Source organism: Sphingomonas sp. SP5, from assembly GCF_058313455.1.
Map to the genome: position 1 here is coordinate 712,793 of NZ_JBZFLF010000002.1, position 19,570 is coordinate 732,362.

General features: G+C 66.7%; 15 protein-coding genes and 1 pseudogene. 6 read left to right on the top strand and 10 right to left on the bottom strand.

The genetic code is table 11. The features are described from left to right. The first annotated feature begins 49 nt into the window (after window positions 1-49). A complete protein-coding gene (locus AC4GY7_RS07260; protein WP_491112772.1) occupies window positions 50-946 on the top strand; it encodes a hypothetical protein in 897 nt (298 codons plus the stop codon). A 22-nt stretch (window positions 947-968) separates the two neighbouring features. Here AC4GY7_RS07260 and AC4GY7_RS07265 read toward each other — a convergent pair whose 3' ends face one another. Next, complete coding sequence (locus tag AC4GY7_RS07265; protein WP_491112773.1) at window positions 969-3,113, bottom strand: histidine kinase dimerization/phosphoacceptor domain -containing protein; 2,145 nt, start codon at window positions 3,111-3,113, stop codon at window positions 969-971. Between the two features lie 306 nt (window positions 3,114-3,419). Here AC4GY7_RS07265 and AC4GY7_RS07270 point away from each other — a divergent pair, with 306 nt between their 5' ends. Further along, the gene (locus AC4GY7_RS07270) at window positions 3,420-4,199 is read left to right on the top strand and encodes a metallophosphoesterase family protein (protein ID WP_491112774.1); all 780 of its coding nucleotides are present in this window, start codon (window positions 3,420-3,422) and stop codon (window positions 4,197-4,199) included. Between the two features lie 102 nt (window positions 4,200-4,301). Next, complete coding sequence (locus tag AC4GY7_RS07275) at window positions 4,302-4,949, top strand: response regulator transcription factor (RefSeq protein WP_491112775.1); 648 nt, start codon at window positions 4,302-4,304, stop codon at window positions 4,947-4,949. A 21-nt stretch (window positions 4,950-4,970) separates the two neighbouring features. Here AC4GY7_RS07275 and AC4GY7_RS07280 read toward each other — a convergent pair whose 3' ends face one another. The 7 genes from AC4GY7_RS07280 to AC4GY7_RS07310 form a co-directional block, all read right to left on the bottom strand. Further along, window positions 4,971-5,171, bottom strand: a complete 201-nt coding sequence (locus tag AC4GY7_RS07280; protein ID WP_491112776.1) for a hypothetical protein — start codon at window positions 5,169-5,171, stop codon at window positions 4,971-4,973. A 57-nt stretch (window positions 5,172-5,228) separates the two neighbouring features. Beyond that, entirely contained in the window at window positions 5,229-5,999 is a 771-nt protein-coding gene (locus AC4GY7_RS07285; protein WP_491112777.1) for a hypothetical protein, read from the bottom strand. Beyond that, the gene (locus AC4GY7_RS07290) at window positions 5,996-6,214 is read right to left on the bottom strand and encodes a helix-turn-helix domain-containing protein (protein WP_443584889.1); all 219 of its coding nucleotides are present in this window, start codon (window positions 6,212-6,214) and stop codon (window positions 5,996-5,998) included. Before AC4GY7_RS07290 ends, AC4GY7_RS07285 begins: the two co-directional genes overlap by 4 nt. Next, on the bottom strand, window positions 6,214-6,738 hold the full coding sequence (locus tag AC4GY7_RS07295) for a DUF2975 domain-containing protein (protein WP_491112778.1): 525 nt from the start codon (window positions 6,736-6,738) through the stop codon (window positions 6,214-6,216). The genes AC4GY7_RS07290 and AC4GY7_RS07295 overlap by 1 nt, the downstream gene beginning before the upstream one ends. Before the next feature lie 326 nt (window positions 6,739-7,064). Beyond that, a complete protein-coding gene (gene rpoC / locus AC4GY7_RS07300) occupies window positions 7,065-11,354 on the bottom strand; it encodes a DNA-directed RNA polymerase subunit beta' (protein WP_443584891.1) in 4,290 nt (1,429 codons plus the stop codon). 176 nt (window positions 11,355-11,530) lie between these two features. Then, the gene (gene rpoB / locus AC4GY7_RS07305) at window positions 11,531-15,685 is read right to left on the bottom strand and encodes a DNA-directed RNA polymerase subunit beta (protein ID WP_443584892.1); all 4,155 of its coding nucleotides are present in this window, start codon (window positions 15,683-15,685) and stop codon (window positions 11,531-11,533) included. Between the two features lie 324 nt (window positions 15,686-16,009). Further along, window positions 16,010-16,513 carry a hypothetical protein gene (locus AC4GY7_RS07310; protein ID WP_491112779.1) on the bottom strand — a complete coding sequence of 168 codons (504 nt, stop codon included), beginning with the start codon at window positions 16,511-16,513 and terminating at the stop codon, window positions 16,010-16,012. A 49-nt stretch (window positions 16,514-16,562) separates the two neighbouring features. Here AC4GY7_RS07310 and AC4GY7_RS07315 point away from each other — a divergent pair, with 49 nt between their 5' ends. From AC4GY7_RS07315 to AC4GY7_RS07325, 3 genes and pseudogenes are all read left to right on the top strand, one after another. Then, window positions 16,563-17,252 (top strand): hypothetical protein, encoded by a 690-nt coding sequence (locus AC4GY7_RS07315; RefSeq protein ID WP_491112780.1) that lies wholly within the window; start codon window positions 16,563-16,565, stop codon window positions 17,250-17,252. Between the two features lie 83 nt (window positions 17,253-17,335). Next, window positions 17,336-17,698, top strand: a pseudogene (locus AC4GY7_RS07320) (PAS domain-containing protein); the annotation flags it as partial. A gap of 33 nt (window positions 17,699-17,731) precedes the next feature. Next, on the top strand, window positions 17,732-18,382 hold the full coding sequence (locus AC4GY7_RS07325; RefSeq protein ID WP_491112821.1) for a PAS domain-containing protein: 651 nt from the start codon (window positions 17,732-17,734) through the stop codon (window positions 18,380-18,382). 120 nt (window positions 18,383-18,502) lie between these two features. Here AC4GY7_RS07325 and rplL read toward each other — a convergent pair whose 3' ends face one another. Further along, window positions 18,503-18,880, bottom strand: a complete 378-nt coding sequence (gene rplL / locus AC4GY7_RS07330; protein WP_443584894.1) for a 50S ribosomal protein L7/L12 — start codon at window positions 18,878-18,880, stop codon at window positions 18,503-18,505. A 73-nt stretch (window positions 18,881-18,953) separates the two neighbouring features. After that, window positions 18,954-19,469 (bottom strand): 50S ribosomal protein L10, encoded by a 516-nt coding sequence (gene rplJ, locus AC4GY7_RS07335; RefSeq protein ID WP_443584930.1) that lies wholly within the window; start codon window positions 19,467-19,469, stop codon window positions 18,954-18,956. Between the last annotated feature and the right edge of the window lie 101 nt (window positions 19,470-19,570).

The window sequence follows — 19,570 nt, forward strand, 5'->3', positions numbered from 1 at the left end:
ATGGCGGGAATGGACGCGCACCGCCTACGCAAGTCGCATTCGACCTGTCATGCGCTACGCCTCGCAGGAGGCATTGTCGCGCATGGGTTCGAACGTCGGCGAAGTGACGCGATTGCTCGCGGAGATGCAGACGAGCATCATCGCGGCGGGCATGCGGAGCTTTCGCGGCGATGTCGATCGGTTCGCGATCTTTTCCCTGATCGTCCGCGAAACCTTGCAGCGCGATGCACTGGCCAAGGCGATCTCGACGCATTCGCTGGCGATTTCGCTGTCGCGGTCGTTCGAGACCGTGCGCCGCCACGTGATCGCGATGACCGATGCGGGATTGTGCGTACGCGGCCGGAGCGGCGTGCTGGTCCGCGCCGACGTGCTCGAACGGCCCGATGTCGCCGCATTGATGCGCCTGTCGCACGACAGCTTCGTCCGCATGGCGGACGGGCTGGTCCGCCTGGGCGAGCTACCCGCCGTCACCAGGACGGCGCGCGCCTACGATAGCCATGTCGGCATCGCCGCGGCGATCGACGTGATGCTCGCCACCGTCGACAGCAACCGCGCCATCCATCACGACTGGCTCGACCTCGTGCTGTTTTCCACCATCCTGCATGCCAACATGCAGCGGTGGGCGCAGATGCCGGACGCCGGCGGGCTCAGCCCCAGCCATGCGGTGCGCGCGGGCGTGATCGCCCGCGTGCTGAGCCTGCCGGATACGACCGTGCGGCGGCGGCTGACCCGCCTGACCAGCACGGGCGGCCCCGTGCTGCGCCTGCAGCAGGGCTTTCTGGTGTCGGAGCGGTGGCTGGAGAGCGACGAGGCGCGCGCGACCAGCCAGCGCACCTACACGCATATCCGGCTGGTGGTGACCAACGCCGCGGCGCACGGATTTCCCATCGCCGATCCGAGGAGTGCCTATCTGGCCGGGCCGCCGGCCGCGGATACCTTCGCGTGACGCGCAGGGGCCGCGGCCCGGATCAGACTTCGCTGATCGGGGCGGTGACGATGGCGCGCAGGCCGGGGCCGTTGTCGCCATAGTCGAGCGTGCCGGACAGGCGCTGCACCATCGCGCTCATCATCCGGCTGCCGAAGCCGGAGCCCTGCGCCTCGGCGTTCGGATCCTTGCCGCGGCCTTCGTCAGCGACGATCAGGCGGAACTTGCCGCCGTGCCGCTCCAGCACGATCGCGATCGGCCCCGCCCGGTCGACATAGGCATATTTGGTGGCGTTGATGACCAGTTCGGTCAGCACCAGGCCGATGTTGACCGCGCGATCGGTCGGCACCAGCACGGGGGCGAGCTCCAGCGAGATGTGCTTCGCCCAGTCCGCGCCCAGCGAGGTACGCATGTCGGCGACGAGTTCCTCGATATAGCGGGACAGGTCGATGCTTTCGACCTGATCCTCGCGATAGAGCCGGCGATGCACCAGCGCGACCGCGGCGAGCCGCGCCTGCGCCTCCGCCAACTGGTCGGCGACGATGCCGCTGTCGGTGTTCTTGGCCTGAAGCCGCAGGAACGAGGCGACCAGCTGCAGGCTGTTCTGCACGCGGTGGTTCACCTCCTTCATCAGGACGTCCTTCTGCGCGAGCAGGGCGTCCTTTTCAAGCAGGGTGCGGCCCAATTCCTGGTTCAGCATGCGGACCTGCCGATGCTGCCGTTCCTCCTGGATGCGGCGGCGCAGGCGATAGGCGGCCTCTACCTCCTCCAGCGTCCAGCGCCGGGCCCGCCCACGCACCGTTTCGGTGAAGCTGGCGAAGGACGCGCGCGGCGTCAGCATGCCGCCGGGGCCGGTCGCCGCCTTATGGGGATTGCCTGCCCATTCGATCTCCTCGATCCGCTCGGCGCGCAACCAGAGCAGCATCGCATCCTCGTCGTACAGTGGCAGCGCGATCAGGCCGCTGGCATGCTGCGCCTGCGCACGCGCGGTCGGCAGCAGCGCGCCCAGTTCGTGCGTGCTCACCGGCTCGCCGCCGCGGCTGCGCACCCAGCGTGCGATCTCGCGCAACGTCTCGTCGGACGGGCAATGACCGACCGCCTCGATGTCGCGACCGGTCACCAGGGCGAAGCCGTCGGCGCCCAGCATGACGCGCAGGTCGTCGGCCACCGCGGCGACCGTGCGGCGCAACGGCTCTTCATGGCCGAACCGCGGCACGATGGCATCCTGCGCCGCATGCAGCGCCAGCCGCTCGCGATAGGCGGCAGCCTCTTCCTTGGCGCGGATCTGCCGGGCGAGGCCGCTCGCCAGCGTCGCCGCCGCGTTGCGGAGATCGGGCGGCAGCAGGCGCGGGCTGTTGTGGTGGCAGGCGATCAGCCCCCACAGCAGCCCGTCCTTGACGATCGAGATCGATGCGGACGCGCCCACGCCCATGTTGCGCAGATACTGGAGGTGGATGGGCGAGACATGGCGCACCGCCACGTCGCTGAGATCGCACGCCGCGAAACCTGCCGGCCGCAGGGGGGCAGGGTCGTAGTCCACCGTCGGGATGGCACGCGTCCGGTTGCGGACGTACAGCGCCCGCGCCTGCTGCGGAATGTCCGATGCCGGGAAGTGATGGTTGAGGAAGCTGTGCAATTCGAGCGCGCGATCCTCGCCGACGACGCGTCCGGCATCATCGTCGAGGAACTGGTAGATCATCACCCGGTCGAAGCCGGTGAGCGTCCGGAACGCGGCCGCGGCGCGGGCATACAGGGTCTGCTTGTCCCCGGCGCGTTCGAAACTGCTCGCCACCGCATCGAGCCAGGCGAGCATCGTCGCCGCCGTCAGCGGATCGGTGGCGGCCGGCTCCAGCTCGACCAGCAGATGCGTGCCGCTGCGATGCAGTGTCGCGATGAAGCGTTCCGCCGTCCCTTCGACGGGGGCAGGCGTGCGCGCGTTGGGACCGCCGGGAAAGGTGTTGAGCAGATGGGCGACATCCTGGCCGATCAGCTCGGCGAGCGGCCGATCGAGCCATTCGGCCGCGAGCCGCCCCTCGATATCGCCGGCGCCGGCAAGGATGCGATGCTCGCCCGTGCCCTCGGCGATCAGCAGCAGGCCATGCGGCTGGATGGCGCCAGGGATATGGATCGGCTCGCGATCGCATGCGCTGATATCGAGCGCCGGCTCGATCGGATGGGGTATGGCCATGGTCACTCTTGATACTGCGTCGGTCCACCATGGGCGCGCCCGTGCGGCTATACAATCCATGGCGGGTTGATCCACGTTAATTCCGCTATGTGGAACGGTACGCCCTGACCGCGGGTTGGACGCTTTCTGCCCGGTGTCATCAAGGGGTTGCGGCATGGCATCCGTCGAATCGTCCCGCGGTGGAACAGATCGCGTCACGCGCCGGCGATCTGGCGGAGCAGCGTGCGGCGCTGTGCCCGCCCGGCTTGCCGGATCGGCCTGGGGCGGGATAGCGACGATCGGACAATCGCAATCATCTGGGGGACCATGGTAAAGCTCTTTCACGTCAGCGATGTGCACTTCGGTGCCGAGGATCCGCAGGCGATCGCCTGGTTCAGCGAACGCGTCCGCGAAGAGCGGCCCGACGCGGTGGTGATGACCGGCGACCTGACCATGCGGGCGACGCGCAGCGAATTCGAACGCGGCGGCGCCTGGTTGCGCAGCCTGGGCGTGCCGGTGACGCTGGAGGTCGGCAACCATGATATCCCCTATTACTGGGATCCGTTCCGCCGCCTGTTTGCCCCCTATCAACGCTATGCCGCGGTGGAGCGGATGATCGAGCGCGAACTGGACCTCGCCGGCGTGACGATCGTGCCGCTCAAGACGACGGCGCGCGCGCAATGGCGCTGGAACTGGTCCAAGGGTCGGGTCAGTCCCGGATCGTTGCGGCGGGCGCTGGCGCTGATCGCCGCGGCGCCCGAGGGCAGGCTGATCTTCGTCGCCGCGCATCACCCGCTGATCGAGGGCGGAACCAAGGGCACGGCGAAGACGCGCCACGGCGACAGCGCGCTCACCGCTCTCGCCGCGGCGGGCGCGCATGCTGTCCTGTCCGGCCACGTCCACGATCCCTTCGACGTGCCGGTGGATCGCGACGGCCGCATCGTGCGCATGATCGGGGCAGGGACGCTATCGAAGCGCGTGCGCAACTCCCCGCCCGCGTTCAACGAAATCCGCATCGCCGATGGCCGCTTCGAAACGATCGCACGCACGATGGATACGGCGCCGCGCCGTCCGATCAGCGAGGAGGTCGCACGCCCGCACGCTTGATCCGGCACCGTCCCACAATCGCACGCCGTCAGCGCGGTAACGGCTTTAAGTCCGTAATGGACATGGCTAAGATGACCTTAACGATGCGTAAGGGGAGCATACATGCTGATGACGGGGGAAGCCGTCCGCGTGCACGTCGTCGATGTCGATCCCGCCGCCGGCCGGCGGGTGGCGACGATGATCGAGGGGCGGGGGCATCTGGTCGAGGTCTGGTCGTCGATCGCCGATTTCATCGCGGCGGTGGGTGATGTCGCCCCGGGGTGCGTGGTCATCGATCCCTACGGCGGCGGGGCCGATGCGGCGGGCATCCAGCAGCGCCTGGCCGATCCCGGCGTCGCACTGCCCAGCGTGATCGTCACCGACTGTCGCGATGTCGAGTGCGCGGTGACGGCGATGCGCGGCGGTGCGATCGATTTCATGGCCAAGCCCGCCGACCCCGACCGGCTGTTCGCCGCGATCGCCATCGGCGGCCAGCGGCTCACCCGCGCCCGACGGCGCGAGGCGACCATGCGGCGGGTCAACGCCGCGCTGGACATGCTGAGCGGGCGCGAGCGCGAGGTGCTGGAGGGGCTGACGCGGGGCTGGTCGAACAAGCAGATCGCGCGGCATATGGCGATCTCGGCGCGCACCGTGGAGGTTCATCGCGCCAATCTGATGGCGAAGATGGACGCGCAATCCCTCTCCCAGGCGCTGCGGATCGCCTTCATTTCCCACATGTGCGGGATGATCAATCCGGCGCTGCACGATTGAGCGCCGCCGGCGGCCGCGCGATCAGTTCCTGGCGGCGTTCCCGCTGTCCGCGCCATGGCTGCGGATCAGGGTGAGCGCCTCCTCGATCCGGATGGCGACGAAGTCCAGTTCGAGGGCGTCGGCGAGATCGACCGCCTCCGCCAGCAAAGCCTCCATGGTCTGCAGGGATACCGACGCGTTGCGGCCACCGGCGCCTCCGATCAGTCGCTTCGACGATCCCATCGCATCTCCCCTCGTGCCGACACTGGGGTAGGGCGGATGGGCGTGGTGTAATATACGTTAAATACCGTAGGGCGACGACGCGGCCATCGCTTGTCCGCCCGCCGCACCGACCGGCGCGAGATCGATGCCAAGCCGCCGCGCGGCGCGCAGCGCTGCGACGTAGCTCCCCGCGATCATCACGGCGCTGAGCAGCCCGACCAGAAGCGAGTCGGCGACCAGCACCGGCCATAGCCAGGCCTTGCCAGCGAGCAACGCCGCGGCGCCGAGGGCGTAATGCGGCACCATCAGCGGCAGGATGGTCAGCAGCAGATAGGCGAAGGTCCAGGGCAGCTGCCGCGCCATGATGCGGCTCGACGTCAACGGCCCGATCCGTGGGTTGCCGAGCGCGGCGGCAACGGACCAGACCGGTAGCAGGCAGCCGACGACCTGGCCGATCGCGAAGCCGATCAACGTCACGGCCGTGGAACGCGGCAGGACGAACAGCTGCACGGCGGCGAGCACGAGGTGGAAGCAGACTACGCCGGCGAACAGCGCCACCGCAGGCTTTTCCGCAGCCGCGGCACGCCGGCGATCGCCGAAGGCGAGGAACCGGGTGATCCAATAGCCGGGGAGGATGAGCGACAGCACCTTCGCCATGCCGAAGGCCATGCGAACCGGATGGTGCTCCGTCGCCTTGGCCGCGGCGATGCTGTCGTACATGCCGATGCGTACTTCCGCGACATGCTGGAGCAGTTCGAACGCCACCGGGATCAGCGCTAGGAGAGTGCAGGCGACGAGAAAGGCGATGCTGCCCCGATAGGCGTCGCGATAGGCGTGCAGGAACGTCATGGTGCATCGTCCTCCTGATCGAAGGTGAGTATGTCGCCGGGTTGGCAATCGAGCGCGGTGCAGATCGCCTCCAGCGTCGAGAAGCGGATCGCCTTCGCCTTGCCGGTCTTGAGGATCGACAGGTTGGCGAGCGTGATGTCGACACGCTCGCTGAGCTGGGTCAGCGTCATGCGGCGGGCATGCAGCAGATCGTCGAGGTGGACGCGGACCGGCATCAGACGGTGCCGTCCAGATCGTCCTGCATGGCGGTGCCGCGCTCGAACACCTGCGCCAGCACGAAGGCGACCAGCACCGCGACCCAGCCGGTGAAGCTCGGCTGCCAGTTGAGATAATCGATCCGCAGCGACCGGGCGAACACCGTCGTGATGCCGAAGCCGATATCGGCGATCTGCACCAGCAGGAGCATCCAGCCGATCGTGCGCAGCCGCGCGGCATTGCCGCTGGAGAAGGGGGTGCCTGTCTCCACCGTCCGCAGGATCGCCCGCAGCGCGACCAGCAGCCGTTCGATCGCGAGGCCGAACGGCAGGCTGAGCAGCATGGTGATCTGCATGAACGTCACCGCCAGCGCCGGATCGACGGTGCCGTGATATTTCCGGACCAGTGCCGCCTCGACCAGTTCGGCGCCGGGCAGGGTGGCGACGAGCGCTGCCAGCAGGAACAGCACGGCCACGCCATTGGCGATCCGCAGGCCCTGGACCAGGAGCATGGTTCGACGAAGCAGGTGGTTGGATGTGGCCATGTCTGTTCCCCTTGGACACGGGCATGGCATGCTTATCGAGAAACAGCAATGCTATTATCGAAATTCGATAAGTTAAAAGCGGGACTGGTGCCGAACGGCTACCGTCCATGCGTGTCCCGAACCACACGTGAGTGGGGGGCAAGCACCACGTGTGGCCAGACGTCCTACCCGGACGCGGCTTGGCGTCGGCAAACGTCGGCATGCCTATGCGCAACTCCGGTCAATGGGCCGCCGCCTATCAAACGTCCATCGCCTCACAATGAAAAACCGCCGCCCGGCATCCCGGACGGCGGTTCTTCACATCAGGCCTTAGCCGAAACGCAGGATCACTCCTGGTTCAGATACTCGCCCGCGGCCGCGTCGCTGCCGTCGCCCGAGGGGACGACCTCGGCGAGCGGGTCGGAGCCCGTGCCGGTGTCGTCGCGGGTCGAACGCTGCGCCTCGGCGGCGCGCAGTTCCGCGGCCGATGCGGGAGCGACGATCGCCGCCTGCAACGCGCGCTGCTGCGAGCGCAGCGCGGCATCGCGGCTGGAGGCCGCCACGCGCAGGCGGTTCATGCCCGCACCGGTGCCCGCCGGGATCAGGCGACCGACGATGACGTTCTCCTTGAGGCCCATCAGCGTGTCCTGCTTGCCCTGGACCGCTGCCTCGGTGAGGACGCGGGTGGTCTCCTGGAACGACGCCGCCGAGATGAAGCTGCGGGTCTGCAGCGACGCCTTGGTGATGCCGAGCAGCACGGGCTTGCCCTGCGCGCGGGTTTCGTTCGCACCCAGCTTGTCGTTGGTTGCGTCCATCTCCTCGCGATCGACCTGCTCGCCCTTCAGCAGCGTGGTGTCGCCGCCGTCGGTGATCTCGACCTTCTGCAGCATCTGACGAACGATCGTCTCGATGTGCTTGTCGTTGATCTTCACGCCCTGCAGTCGATAGACCTCCTGGATTTCGCTGACGAGATATTCGGCCAGCGGCTCGATCCCCATCGTCTCCAGGATGTCGTGCGGATTGGGCGAACCGCCGATCAGGTTGTCGCCACGCTTGACGTAGTCGCCTTCCTGAACGTCGATCACCTTCGACTTCGGCACCAGATACTCGACGACGTCGCCGCCATCCTCGGGCTGGATGCCGATCTTGCGCTTCGCCTTGTAATCCTTGCCGAACACGACGCGGCCGGAGACCTTGGCGATGATCGCCGCCTCCTTCGGCACGCGCGCCTCGAACAGTTCGGCGACGCGCGGCAGACCGCCGGTGATGTCGCGGGTCTTGGCGGATTCGCGGCTCACGCGGGCCAGAACGTCACCGGCCTGGACCTGGGCATTGTCGTCGACCGACAGCACCGCACCCGGCGCCAGCATGTAGCGGGCGGCCTCTCCGTCTTCCGACGTCGTGAGGGTCAGGCGCGGACGCAGATCCTCCTTCGACTTGGACGAGGTGCGGTATTCGATGACGACGCGCTGGGCGATGCCCGTCGCTTCGTCGGTCTGCTCGGTCAGCGTCTTGCCCTCGGTGAGGTCCTGATACTTCACGATACCCGAATTCTCGGTGATGACGGGCATGGTGAACGGATCCCACTCCGCCATGCGATCGCCCTTCGACAGCATGTGGCCATCGTCGAACATCACATAGGCGCCGTACGGGATGCGGTGCGTCGAAAGCTCGCGGCCGTCCATGTCGACGATCGCGATCTCGCCGGAGCGCGACAGCGTCACGCGGCGGCCACGCTGGTCGACGATCAGGCGCAGGTCGCGGAACTGGGCGGTACCGTCGACCGGTGCCTCCAGGTTCGACTGCTCGTTGAGCTGCGCCGCACCACCGATGTGGAACGTACGCATCGTCAGCTGCGTGCCCGGCTCGCCGATCGACTGCGCCGCGATGACGCCGACCGCCTCGCCGATGTTCACCGGCGTACCGCGGGCGAGGTCACGCCCGTAGCACTTGCCGCAGACGCCGACCTTCGATTCGCAGACCAGCGGCGAGCGGATCTTCATGCCCTGGATGCCCAGCGCCTCGATCTTCGCGACCATCGCCTCGTCGAGCAGCGTGCCGACCGGGATCATCACCGCATTGCTCTTCGGATCGACGACGTCCTCCGCCGTGGTACGGCCGAGGATGCGCTCGCCGAGCGAGGCGATCGTCGAACCGCCCTGCACGATCGCCTTCATCTCCAGCGCCCGCTCGGTGCCGCAATCCTCCTCGACGATGACGCAGTCCTGCGACACGTCGACGAGGCGGCGGGTGAGATACCCCGAGTTCGCCGTCTTCAACGCCGTGTCCGCAAGACCCTTTCGAGCACCATGGGTGGAGTTGAAATATTCGAGGACGGTCAGGCCTTCCTTGAAGTTCGAGATGATCGGCGTCTCGATGATCTCGCCCGACGGCTTGGCCATCAGGCCGCGCATACCGGCGAGCTGCTTGATCTGCGCCTGCGAACCGCGGGCACCGGAGTGCGCCATCATGTAGATCGAGTTGATGTCCTTCTCACGGCCCTTGTTGGGACCGTCGTCATAGTGACGGACAGCCTTGATCTCGTTCATCATCGAGTTCGCGACCTGGTCGCCGCAACGGCTCCAGGCGTCGATCACCTTGTTGTACTTCTCCTGCTGCGTAATCAGGCCGTCCTGATACTGCTGCTCGAAGTCCTTCACCTGCTCGCGCGTCTCGTCGACCAGCACGTCCTTGTCGGGCGCGATGATCATGTCGTCCTTGCCGAACGAAATGCCGGCGCGGAACGCGTGACGGAAGCCCAGCGCCATGATCGCATCGGCGAACAGCACCGTCTCTTTCTGGCCGGTGTGGCGATACACCTCGTCGATCACGTCGCCCACGTCCTTCTTGGTGAGGAGGCGGTTGACGGTCTCGAACGGCACCTTGTGCGACTTGGGCAGCGTCTCGCCGAGCAGCATGCGGCCCGGCGTGGTCTCGTAGCGCTTGAGGTACTGGTTACCCTGTTCGTCGGTCTGCGGCACGCGGCTGACGATCTTGGTGTGCAGCGTCACCGCATTGGCGAAGAGCGCCTGGTGCACCTCCTCCATATCGGCCAGCACCATGCCTTCGCCGGGCTCGCCTTCCTTCATCATCGACAGATAATAGAGGCCCAGCACCATGTCCTGCGACGGCACGATGATCGGCTTGCCATTCGCCGGCGACAGGATGTTGTTGGTCGACATCATCAGGACGCGCGCTTCCAGCTGCGCTTCCAGCGACAGCGGAACGTGCACGGCCATCTGGTCGCCGTCGAAGTCGGCGTTGAACGCGGAGCAGACCAGCGGGTGAAGCTGGATCGCCTTGCCCTCGATCAGCACCGGCTCGAACGCCTGGATTCCCAGGCGGTGGAGCGTCGGTGCGCGGTTCAGCATCACCGGATGCTCGCGGATCACCTCGTCCAGGATGTCCCAGACTTCCTTGCGCTCCTTCTCGACCCACTTCTTGGCCTGCTTGAGGGTCATCGACAGACCCTTGGCGTCGAGGCGCGCGTAGATGAACGGCTTGAACAGCTCGAGCGCCATCTTCTTCGGCAGCCCGCACTGGTGCAGCTTGAGCTCCGGACCGGTCACGATGACCGAACGGCCCGAATAGTCGACGCGCTTGCCGAGCAGGTTCTGGCGGAAGCGGCCCTGCTTGCCCTTCAGCATGTCGCTGAGCGACTTCAGCGGACGCTTGTTGGCGCCGGTGATCGTGCGGCCGCGGCGGCCGTTGTCGAAGAGGGCGTCGACCGCCTCCTGCAACATGCGCTTTTCGTTGCGGACGATGATGTCCGGCGCGCGCAGCTCCATCAGCCGCTTGAGGCGGTTGTTGCGGTTGATGACGCGGCGATACAGGTCGTTGAGGTCCGACGTCGCGAAGCGGCCGCCGTCGAGCGGCACCAGCGGGCGCAGTTCGGGCGGAATGACCGGCACGACCTCAAGGATCATCCACTCGGGGCGGTTGCCCGATTCCAGGAAGCTCTCGACGACCTTGAGGCGCTTGATGATCTTCTTGGGCTTCAGCTCCGACTTGGTCGTCGCCAGCTCTTCGAGCAGCTGCGTCTTCTCGCCCTCGAGATCGAGGTTCTCGAGCATGATGCGCACCGCTTCTGCACCGATGCCGGCGGAGAAGGCGTCTTCACCATATTCGTCCTGCGCTTCGAGCAGTTCGTCTTCGGTCAGCAGCTGGTATTTTTCGAGCGGGGTCAGGCCCGGCTCGATCACGATATACGCCTCGAAGTAGAGGACGCGCTCGAGCTGCTTGAGCTGCATGTCGAGCAGCAGGCCGATGCGGCTCGGCAGCGACTTCAGGAACCAGATGTGCGCGACCGGCGCGGCGAGCTCGATATGGCCCATCCGCTCGCGGCGCACCTTCGACACGGTGACTTCGACACCGCACTTTTCGCAGACGATGCCCTTGTACTTCATGCGCTTGTACTTGCCGCACAGGCATTCGTAATCCTTGATCGGACCGAAGATGCGCGCGCAGAACAGGCCGTCACGCTCGGGCTTGAACGTGCGATAGTTGATCGTCTCGGGCTTCTTGATCTCGCCGAACGACCACGAACGGATCTTGTCGGGCGAAGCGATGCCGATCTGGATCTGGTCGAAGGTTTCCGGCTTCGCGATCGGATTGGCGAAATTGGTCAGTTCGTTCATGAACCTGTCCTCTTAGAATCTCTTGCTCCTCTCCCCTTGTGGGAGAGGAAGGGGCCCGCTGCCGAAGGCAGTGGGAAGGTGAGGGGACGGTACGGCTGGCGTCCCGCACTGCCCCTCACCCCGCGCCGCGTTCCGCGGCTTGCCCCTCTCCCACAGGGGGAGAGGGGGCTTGGACCTTACTCCGCCGCCTCGGCGAGGCCGCCTTCGTCTTCCAGGTCCTGCATGGACTTGAGGTCGACGTTGAGGCCCAGCGAGCGCATTTCCTTGACGAGCACGTTGAAGCTCTCCGGGATGCCGGCCTCGAACGTGTCGTCGCCCTTGACGATCGCCTCGTAGACCTTGGTGCGGCCGACGACGTCGTCGGACTTCACCGTCAGCATCTCCTGCAAGGTGTACGCCGCGCCGTAGGCCTGGAGCGCCCAGACCTCCATTTCGCCGAAGCGCTGGCCGCCGAACTGGGCCTTGCCGCCCAGCGGCTGCTGGGTGACGAGGCTGTACGGCCCGATCGAACGCGCGTGGATCTTGTCGTCCACGAGGTGGTGCAGCTTGAGCATGTAGATGATGCCCACGGTCACCTTGCGGTCGAACTTGTCGCCGGTACGGCCGTCGAACAGCTCCGACTGGCCCGACGGGTCGAGACCCGCCAGCTCCAGCATCGCCGACACGTCGCTCTCGCGCGCGCCGTCGAACACGGGGGTACCCATCGGCACGCCGGTCCGGATGTTCTTGACCAGCTCGGCGACATCCTCGGGCTCGCGGCTCTGGATGTCCTCGGCATAATGGTCGCCATAGACCTCGACGAGGCGCGCCTTGACCGCGTCAGGCATCTCGCCCGCCTTGGCATCCGGGTTGGCCTCGCGCCAATCCTCGAGCGCGGTCGCGACCTGCATGCCCAGGTTACGGGCCGCCCAGCCGAGGTGCGTTTCGAAGATCTGGCCGACGTTCATCCGGCTCGGCACGCCCAGCGGGTTGAGGACGAGGTCGACCGGCGTCCCGTCCGCGAGGAAGGGCATGTCCTCCTGCGGCAGGATGCGGCTGATGACGCCCTTGTTGCCGTGACGGCCGGCCATCTTGTCGCCCGGCTGCAGCTTGCGCTTCACCGCGACGAAGACCTTGACCATCTTGAGCACGCCCGGCGGCAGCTCGTCGCCCCGCTCCAGCTTCTCGCGACGATCGTGGAACTTGTCCGTGATCCGCTTGGCCGCCTCGTCATACTGCTGCTTGACGGCTTCCAGGTTGGACTGGACCGCATCGTCCTGCACCGCGAACTTCCACCATTCGTGGCGGTCGACGCTGTCGAGCAGGTCCATGTCGATCGTCGAGCCCTTCTTCAGGCCCTTCGGCACCGCGGTCGCGACCTGGTCGAGCAGCATCTCGCGCAGGCGGCTCCAGGTCGCCCGGTTGAGGATGGTGCGCTCGTCGTCCGAGTCCTTCTTCAGGCGCTCGATCTCCTCGCGCTCGATCGCCATCGCGCGCTCGTCCTTGTCGATGCCGTGGCGATTGAAGACGCGCACGTCGACGATCGTTCCGGCAACGCCCGGCGGCAGGCGGAGCGAGGTGTCGCGCACGTCCGAGGCCTTTTCACCGAAGATGGCGCGGAGCAGCTTCTCCTCCGGCGTCATCGGGCTCTCGCCCTTCGGCGTGATCTTGCCGACGAGGATGTCGCCCGGCTCGACCTCGGCACCGACGTAGACAATGCCCGCCTCGTCGAGGTTGCGCAGCGCTTCCTCGCCGACGTTCGGGATATCGCGCGTGATGTCCTCCGGCCCCAGCTTCGTGTCGCGGGCCATCACCTCGAACTCGTCGATGTGGATCGACGTGAACACGTCGTCCTTCACGATCCGCTCGGAGATGAGGATCGAGTCCTCGTAGTTGTAGCCGTTCCAGGGCATGAACGCGACCAGCGCGTTGCGGCCCAGCGCCAGTTCGCCGAACTCGGTCGACGGACCGTCTGCGATGACGTCGCCGGCGTTCACCACATCGCCAACCTTCACCAGCGGACGCTGGTTGATGCAGGTCGATTGATTGGAACGCTGGAACTTCATCAGCGTGTAGATGTCGACGCCCGACTTGGTGGAATCGACCTCGCCGGTCGCACGCACCACGATACGCGATGCATCGACCTGGTCGACGATGCCGGCGCGACGTGCCGAAATCGCAGCACCCGAGTCACGCGCGACGGTCTCTTCCATGCCAGTGCCGACGAACGGCGCCTCGGCACGAACGAGCGGCACCGCCTGGCGCTGCATGTTCGATCCCATCAGCGCGCGGTTGGCGTCGTCGTTCTCCAGGAACGGGATGAGCGACGCGGCGACCGACACCAGCTGCTTCGGGCTGACGTCCATCAGCGTGATCGTCTCGGGCAGCGCCATCAGGAACTCGCCCGCCTGACGCGCCGAAACGAGGTCTTCGGCGAAGCTGCCGTCGTCCTTCAGCTCGGCCGAGGCCTGCGCGATCGTGTGCTTGGCCTCTTCCATCGCCGACAGGTAGACGACGTCGTCGCTGACCTTGCCGTCGATGATCTTGCGGTACGGCGTTTCGATGAAACCGTACTTGTTGACCCGGCTGAACGAGGCGAGGCTGTTGATGAGGCCGATGTTCGGGCCTTCCGGCGTCTCGATCGGGCAGATGCGGCCATAGTGCGTCGGGTGAACGTCGCGAACTTCGAAGCCCGCGCGCTCACGCGTCAGGCCGCCCGGCCCGAGCGCCGAGACGCGACGCTTGTGCGTCACTTCGGACAGCGGGTTGGTCTGGTCCATGAACTGCGACAGCTGCGACGAGCCGAAGAATTCACGCACCGCGGCGACCGCCGGCTTGGCGTTGATGAGGTCGTTCGGCATGACTGTCGACACGTCGACAGAGGACATGCGCTCCTTCACCGCGCGCTCCATGCGGAGCAGGCCAACGCGATACTGGTTCTCGAGCAGCTCGCCGACCGAACGCACGCGGCGGTTGCCGAGATTGTCGATATCGTCGATCTCGCCCTTGCCGTCCTTGAGGTCGACCAATGTCTTGACCACCGCGAGGATGTCCTCGGTGCGCAGCGTCGTCACCGTGTCCTCGGCATCCAGGTCGAGGCGCATGTTGAGCTTGACGCGGCCGACGGCCGACAGGTCGTAGCGGTCCGGATCGAAGAACAGGCCGGCGAACAGCGCCTCCGCCGTCTCAAGCGTCGGCGGCTCGCCGGGGCGCATGACGCGGTAGATGTCGGAGAGCGCCTGCTCGCGCTCCTCGGCCTTGTCGGCCTTCAGCGTGTTGCGGATCCACGCGCCGGTCGACACGTGATCGATGTCGAGCAACTCGATGCGATCGATGCCCGCCTTGTCGAGCTTTTCGAGATTGTCGGGGCCGATCTCATCGCCCGCCTCGACGTAGATCTCGCCGGTCGTCTCGTTGATGAGGTCATAGGCCGAATAGCGGCCGTAGATCTCCTCGGTCGGGATCAGCAGCTCGGTGAGGCCGTCCTTGGCCGCCTTGTTGGCGGCGCGCGGGCTGATCTTCTGCTGGGCGGCGAACACCACCTCGCCCGAATTGGCATCGACGATGTCGAACAGCGGCTTCACGCCGCGCCAGTTCTCGGCCGCGAACGGAATGCGCCAGCCGCCTTCGCCGCGCACGTAGGTCACGCGGTTGTAGAAGTGGTTGAGGATATCCTCGCTGGTCATGCCGAGCGCGTAGAGCAGCGCCGTCACCGGCAGCTTGCGCTTGCGGTCGATGCGGACGTTGACGATGTCCTTGGCGTCGAATTCGAAGTCGAGCCAAGAACCGCGATACGGGATGACGCGCGCGGCGAACAGATACTTGCCCGACGCGTGGGTCTTGCCGCGATCATGGTCGAACAGAACGCCCGGCGAGCGGTGCATCTGGCTGACGATGACGCGTTCGGTGCCGTTGATGAAGAAGGTGCCGTTCTCGGTCATGAGCGGCATGTCGCCCATGTAGACATCCTGCTCCTTGATATCGATGACCGACTTGGCCTCGGTATCCGGATCGACCTCGAACGCGGTCAGGCGCAGCGTGACGCGCATCGGCGCGGCATAGGTGATGCCACGCTGGCGGCATTCCTCCACGTCGAACTTCGGCGGTTCGAGGACGTAGTCGTCGAAATCAAGATAGGCGGTGCCGGCGAAATCCTGGATCGGGAACACGCTGCGCAGCGTCTTCTCCAGGCCCGAGACGTGGCCCGTGCTCTTGTCGGACCGCAGGAACTGCTCGTAGCTTTCGCGCTGAACCTCGATCAGGTTCGGCATCTGGATGACTTCGTGGATGTCCCCGAAGATCTTGCGGATGCGCCGCTTGGCGGTGCTGCCCTGGATCGCCTTGGTGGCCATGAGCGTTATCTGTCCTCAATCGCGGCCGGTGCCGGCCTGAATGTCGTGCCCGGGAGCCCCCGGGCGGGACGCGAGACGGGACGCAAAAAAGCCGATCGCAACCCCGTGCGTCGGCCTTCAGCGTCCTGGAACCAGCAACTCCCTATTCGTACGATGCGCTGCGCGACGGCGCTTCATGTCCCGAGAGCTGTGGTGAGACGCGGATATAGGCGCGATGACGGAGCCTGTCAAAGGGGGGTGTCCATCGGCGATCCAACGCGTGCCGATCCATTCGCCGACGCGGCCGGGCGCTTCGTCGCAGCGCAGGTGGCGGTCGCGCACGGTTCATCCAGAGGCGCGCAGGGGGTTTTCGGTGAGATCGAACGCTATGACTATCCAGCGGCGCGCGCGGAGCGGCGCGATCGCCCTTCTGCTTGCCGGCGTCGTGCTGCCTGTTGGGATGCGGCCGGCCGCGGCGCAGACGACGCCTCCCGCCGGAGCCCCGGCCACGCCCCCCGCCGAGCCTGCGCCTTCGCCGACACCGCAGACCTTGCCGGGGCTCGAGACGTTCAGCCTGCCGTCCTCGCGTCCCCCGACGCCGACGCCCGTCCCTACAGCGGAAGCGACGCCTGCGCCGGTGGCCACACCCACGCCGCGGGCGACACCGACACCGCGGGCGACACCTGCGCCCCGGGCCACGCCGACGGCGGTGCCGACGCCTCTGGCAACGCCATCACCGTCGCCTGCGCCCAGCCCGGCTGCGGTCGTCACGCCTGCGGCAGTACCGACTGCCGAAGCGGTGCCGGAACCCGTGGACACGCCGACGCCCTCGTCATCGGCCGACAGCACGCCACCGGTGGCGGCTGATGAAGGAGGGTTCCCGAGTCTATGGGTGATCGTGGGGGCGCTGGTCGCGGCCGGCATCGCCGCAGCGCTGTGGCACCGTCTCCGCCAGCGGCCACTGGCGATCACGGAACAGACGCCGGCCGAGGCCGCCGATCGCGCTCCGCCTGCGCCACCCGCGCCGCCGCCTGTCCGAGAAAACCGCAAGGCGCCGGCGATGCTCGACCCGGCACCCGTGCCTGCCGAGCGTGCGACGCTCGCATTGTTGCTGGCGCCACGTCGTGCCGGGCTGAATCTGCTCAGCGCGACGGTGGAGGCGGAGCTGACCGTCCGCAATCACGGCACGGTGCCTGCGCAGGCGATCCGCATCGGCGCGATGCTGACCGGCGCGACACCGGGGCAGGGGGGCGAGGTCGCCTCGCTCTTCGCCCAGCCGATCGGGCGGCCGGCGACGCCGCCGTTCGCGCTCGCGCCGGGTGAGGAGCGCAAGGTGCGCCTGGTGGTGGCCTTGCCGCGCGCCGACATGCAGCCGCTGGAGGCAGGCGGACGCGCGCTGATCGTGCCCGTCGTCATCGTCAACGCGCTCTACGACGCCGGTGGCATGGAGGGGCAGAGCGCCAACGCCTTTGCGGTCGGCATAGAGCGTGTCGACAGCGCCAAGCTGGCGCCATTCTGGCTCGATCAGCCCGCCCGCATGTACGACGGGCTCGGCGTGCGGCCCTATGGTGCTGCGATCGTACGATAAAGGCCGCGCGTAGCCGCCATCGTCAATCCTTCGTTTACCGTCGCGCGATTAAGTCCGTTTTGGCTAAATCGAAGGGAACGGACATGGATCGGCACGGACAAGGCGAAGCGGTGTGGCAGGCGGTCTGCCGCTCCGCCGCCGTCGTCGAATTCGATCCCGACGGCCATGTCGTCTGGGCCAACGACCTGTTCTGCGACCTGCTCGGCTATTCGCTCGACGAACTGCGCGGCCGCCATCACCGGCTCTTCTGCACGGCGCAGGACATCGCCGCCCCCAGCTATGCCGCCTTCTGGCAATCACTGCGCGATGGCCGTTTCGCCGCGGGCGAGTTCAAGCGCCTTACCAAGGACGGGCGCGAGGTGCGCCTGCAGGCGACGTATAATCCGGTGCTGGCCGAGGACGGTTCGGTGTCCGGCATCGTCAAGGTCGCCTCCGACGTCAGCGCGACCCGCCGCTCGGATGCCGAGCGCGCCGCGCGGATCACGGCGGTCGAGCGCAGCCAGGCGGTGGTCGAATTCGCGCTCGACGGCACCATCCTCAGCGCCAACGCCAATTTCCTGCGTTTGACGGGTTATCGCGAGGACGAGATCGTCGGGCGTCACCACCGCATGTTCTGCGAGCCGGCGCATGCGGCATCACGCGACTATGCCGCCTTCTGGCGCAAGCTGGGGTCGGGCGAGTTCGATACCGGGGTGTACCGCCGCGTCGGGCGCAACGGCGTCGCATTCTGGGTGCAGGCCGCCTATAACCCGGTGCTCGACCCGGATGGGCGGCCCTGCAAGATCGTCAAGATCGCCAGCGACGTGACCCGCCAGGTGCTGCTGGAGCAGGAACTGGTCGCGCGGCTGGCCGAGGGCGAACGCTTCCAGCAGGCGCTCGCCAGCCAGTCGGCCGAGTTGCAGGATACGATGGACCAGCTCGTCGGTATCGTCGCGGCGATCGGCGAGATCGCGGCGCAGACCAACCTCCTGGCGCTGAACGCGACGATCGAGGCGGCGCGCGCCGGCCAGGCGGGGCGTGGCTTTGCGGTGGTGGCGGCGGAGGTCAAGAAGCTGGCGGGCGACACGCGGTTGGCGACGCAGCGGGCGGCGGTGATGATGAACCGCCGATCGGCGGCGGAGGCGGCCTGACGCGAAAAAGGGGCGACGTCCGCGAAGGACGCCGCCCCTTTTTTGCCTGCCCCGACGAAAGCCGGGGCCGAAGCTCGGCGGAGGAGCGAGCAGCGTGCTGCCCGCTCCTTCCGCTGCGGCTTACTTCAGCTCGACGGTCGCGCCGGCTTCTTCAAGCTGCTTCTTGACCTTCTCGGCCTCGTCCTTGTTCACGCCTTCCTTGACCGGCTTCGGCGCGCCCTCGACGAGAGCCTTCGCTTCGGTCAGGCCCAGGCCGGTGATCGCGCGGACTTCCTTGATGACGTTGATCTTCTTGCCACCGTCGCCGGTGAGGATCACGTCGAACTCGGTCTTCTCTTCGGCGGCCGGAGCAGCGGCGCCACCGCCAGCGGCGGGAGCGGCGGCAACGGCAGCGGCGGCCGAAACGCCCCACTTCTCTTCGAGCAGCTTCGAGAGCTCGGCGGCCTCGAGGACGGTCAGTTCGCTCAGCTGGTCAACCAGCGCGTTCAGGTCTGCCATGATACTTCCTTCATAGTTCGGGGCGCTTGCCCCGGAGTGTCGTTCAAAATTCGCTTAACCAAGCGCCTGAAGATCAGGCGGCTTCCTTCTCGGCATAGGCCGACAGCACGCGCGCGATCTGCGCCGCGGGAGCCTGGGTGATCGTCGCGAGCTTCGTTGCCGGAGCAACGATGAGGCCCACGATCTTCGCACGCAGTTCGTCCAGCGACGGCATGGTGGCGAGCGCCTGCACACCGGCTACGTCGAGAGCGGTCGCGCCCATCGATCCGCCGACGATTTCGAACTTGTCGTTCGTCTTCGCGAAATCGACCGCAACCTTGGCTGCGGCGACCGGATCGATCGAGGAGGCAAGGCCGACCGGACCGGTGAGCATGTCGCCCAGCGAACCGTAGTCGGTGCCATCGAGTGCGATCTTGGCAAGCTTGTTCTTCGAGACCTTGTAGGTCGCGCCGGCGTCCCGCATCAGGTTGCGCAGTCGCGTGGACTGCGCCACCGTCATTCCGTTGTTGCGGGTGACGACCACCACGCCGACCTCGGAAAAGGTGCGATTCAACTCGGCAACGGCCGCGGCCTTTTGAGCACGATCCATGCCATTCTCCACGTTTTGAGAGCGCCGCAAGCGGCCCTCCCGGTTACAAACCGGCAGGGGAAAACCCCGGCCGGGGTTGTCCATCGATGGGGAAGGCACCC

Bases quoted from the DNA above. Each gene is read 5' to 3' on its own strand.
- AC4GY7_RS07260 (WP_491112772.1), top strand. From the start codon at position 50: ATGCGCTACGCCTCGCAGGAGGCATTGTCGCGCATGGGTTCGAACGTC.
- AC4GY7_RS07275 (WP_491112775.1), top strand. From the start codon at position 4,302: ATGCTGATGACGGGGGAAGCCGTCCGCGTGCACGTCGTCGATGTCGAT.
- AC4GY7_RS07290 (WP_443584889.1), bottom strand. From the start codon at position 6,214: ATGCCGGTCCGCGTCCACCTCGACGATCTGCTGCATGCCCGCCGCATG.
- AC4GY7_RS07285 (WP_491112777.1), bottom strand. From the start codon at position 5,999: ATGACGTTCCTGCACGCCTATCGCGACGCCTATCGGGGCAGCATCGCC.
- AC4GY7_RS07265 (WP_491112773.1), bottom strand. From the start codon at position 3,113: ATGGCCATACCCCATCCGATCGAGCCGGCGCTCGATATCAGCGCATGC.
- AC4GY7_RS07295 (WP_491112778.1), bottom strand. From the start codon at position 6,738: ATGGCCACATCCAACCACCTGCTTCGTCGAACCATGCTCCTGGTCCAG.
- rpoB (WP_443584892.1), bottom strand. From the start codon at position 15,685: ATGGCCACCAAGGCGATCCAGGGCAGCACCGCCAAGCGGCGCATCCGC.
- AC4GY7_RS07270 (WP_491112774.1), top strand. From the start codon at position 3,420: ATGGTAAAGCTCTTTCACGTCAGCGATGTGCACTTCGGTGCCGAGGAT.
- rpoC (WP_443584891.1), bottom strand. From the start codon at position 11,354: ATGAACGAACTGACCAATTTCGCCAATCCGATCGCGAAGCCGGAAACC.
- rplJ (WP_443584930.1), bottom strand. From the start codon at position 19,469: ATGGATCGTGCTCAAAAGGCCGCGGCCGTTGCCGAGTTGAATCGCACC.
- AC4GY7_RS07280 (WP_491112776.1), bottom strand. From the start codon at position 5,171: ATGGGATCGTCGAAGCGACTGATCGGAGGCGCCGGTGGCCGCAACGCG.
- rplL (WP_443584894.1), bottom strand. From the start codon at position 18,880: ATGGCAGACCTGAACGCGCTGGTTGACCAGCTGAGCGAACTGACCGTC.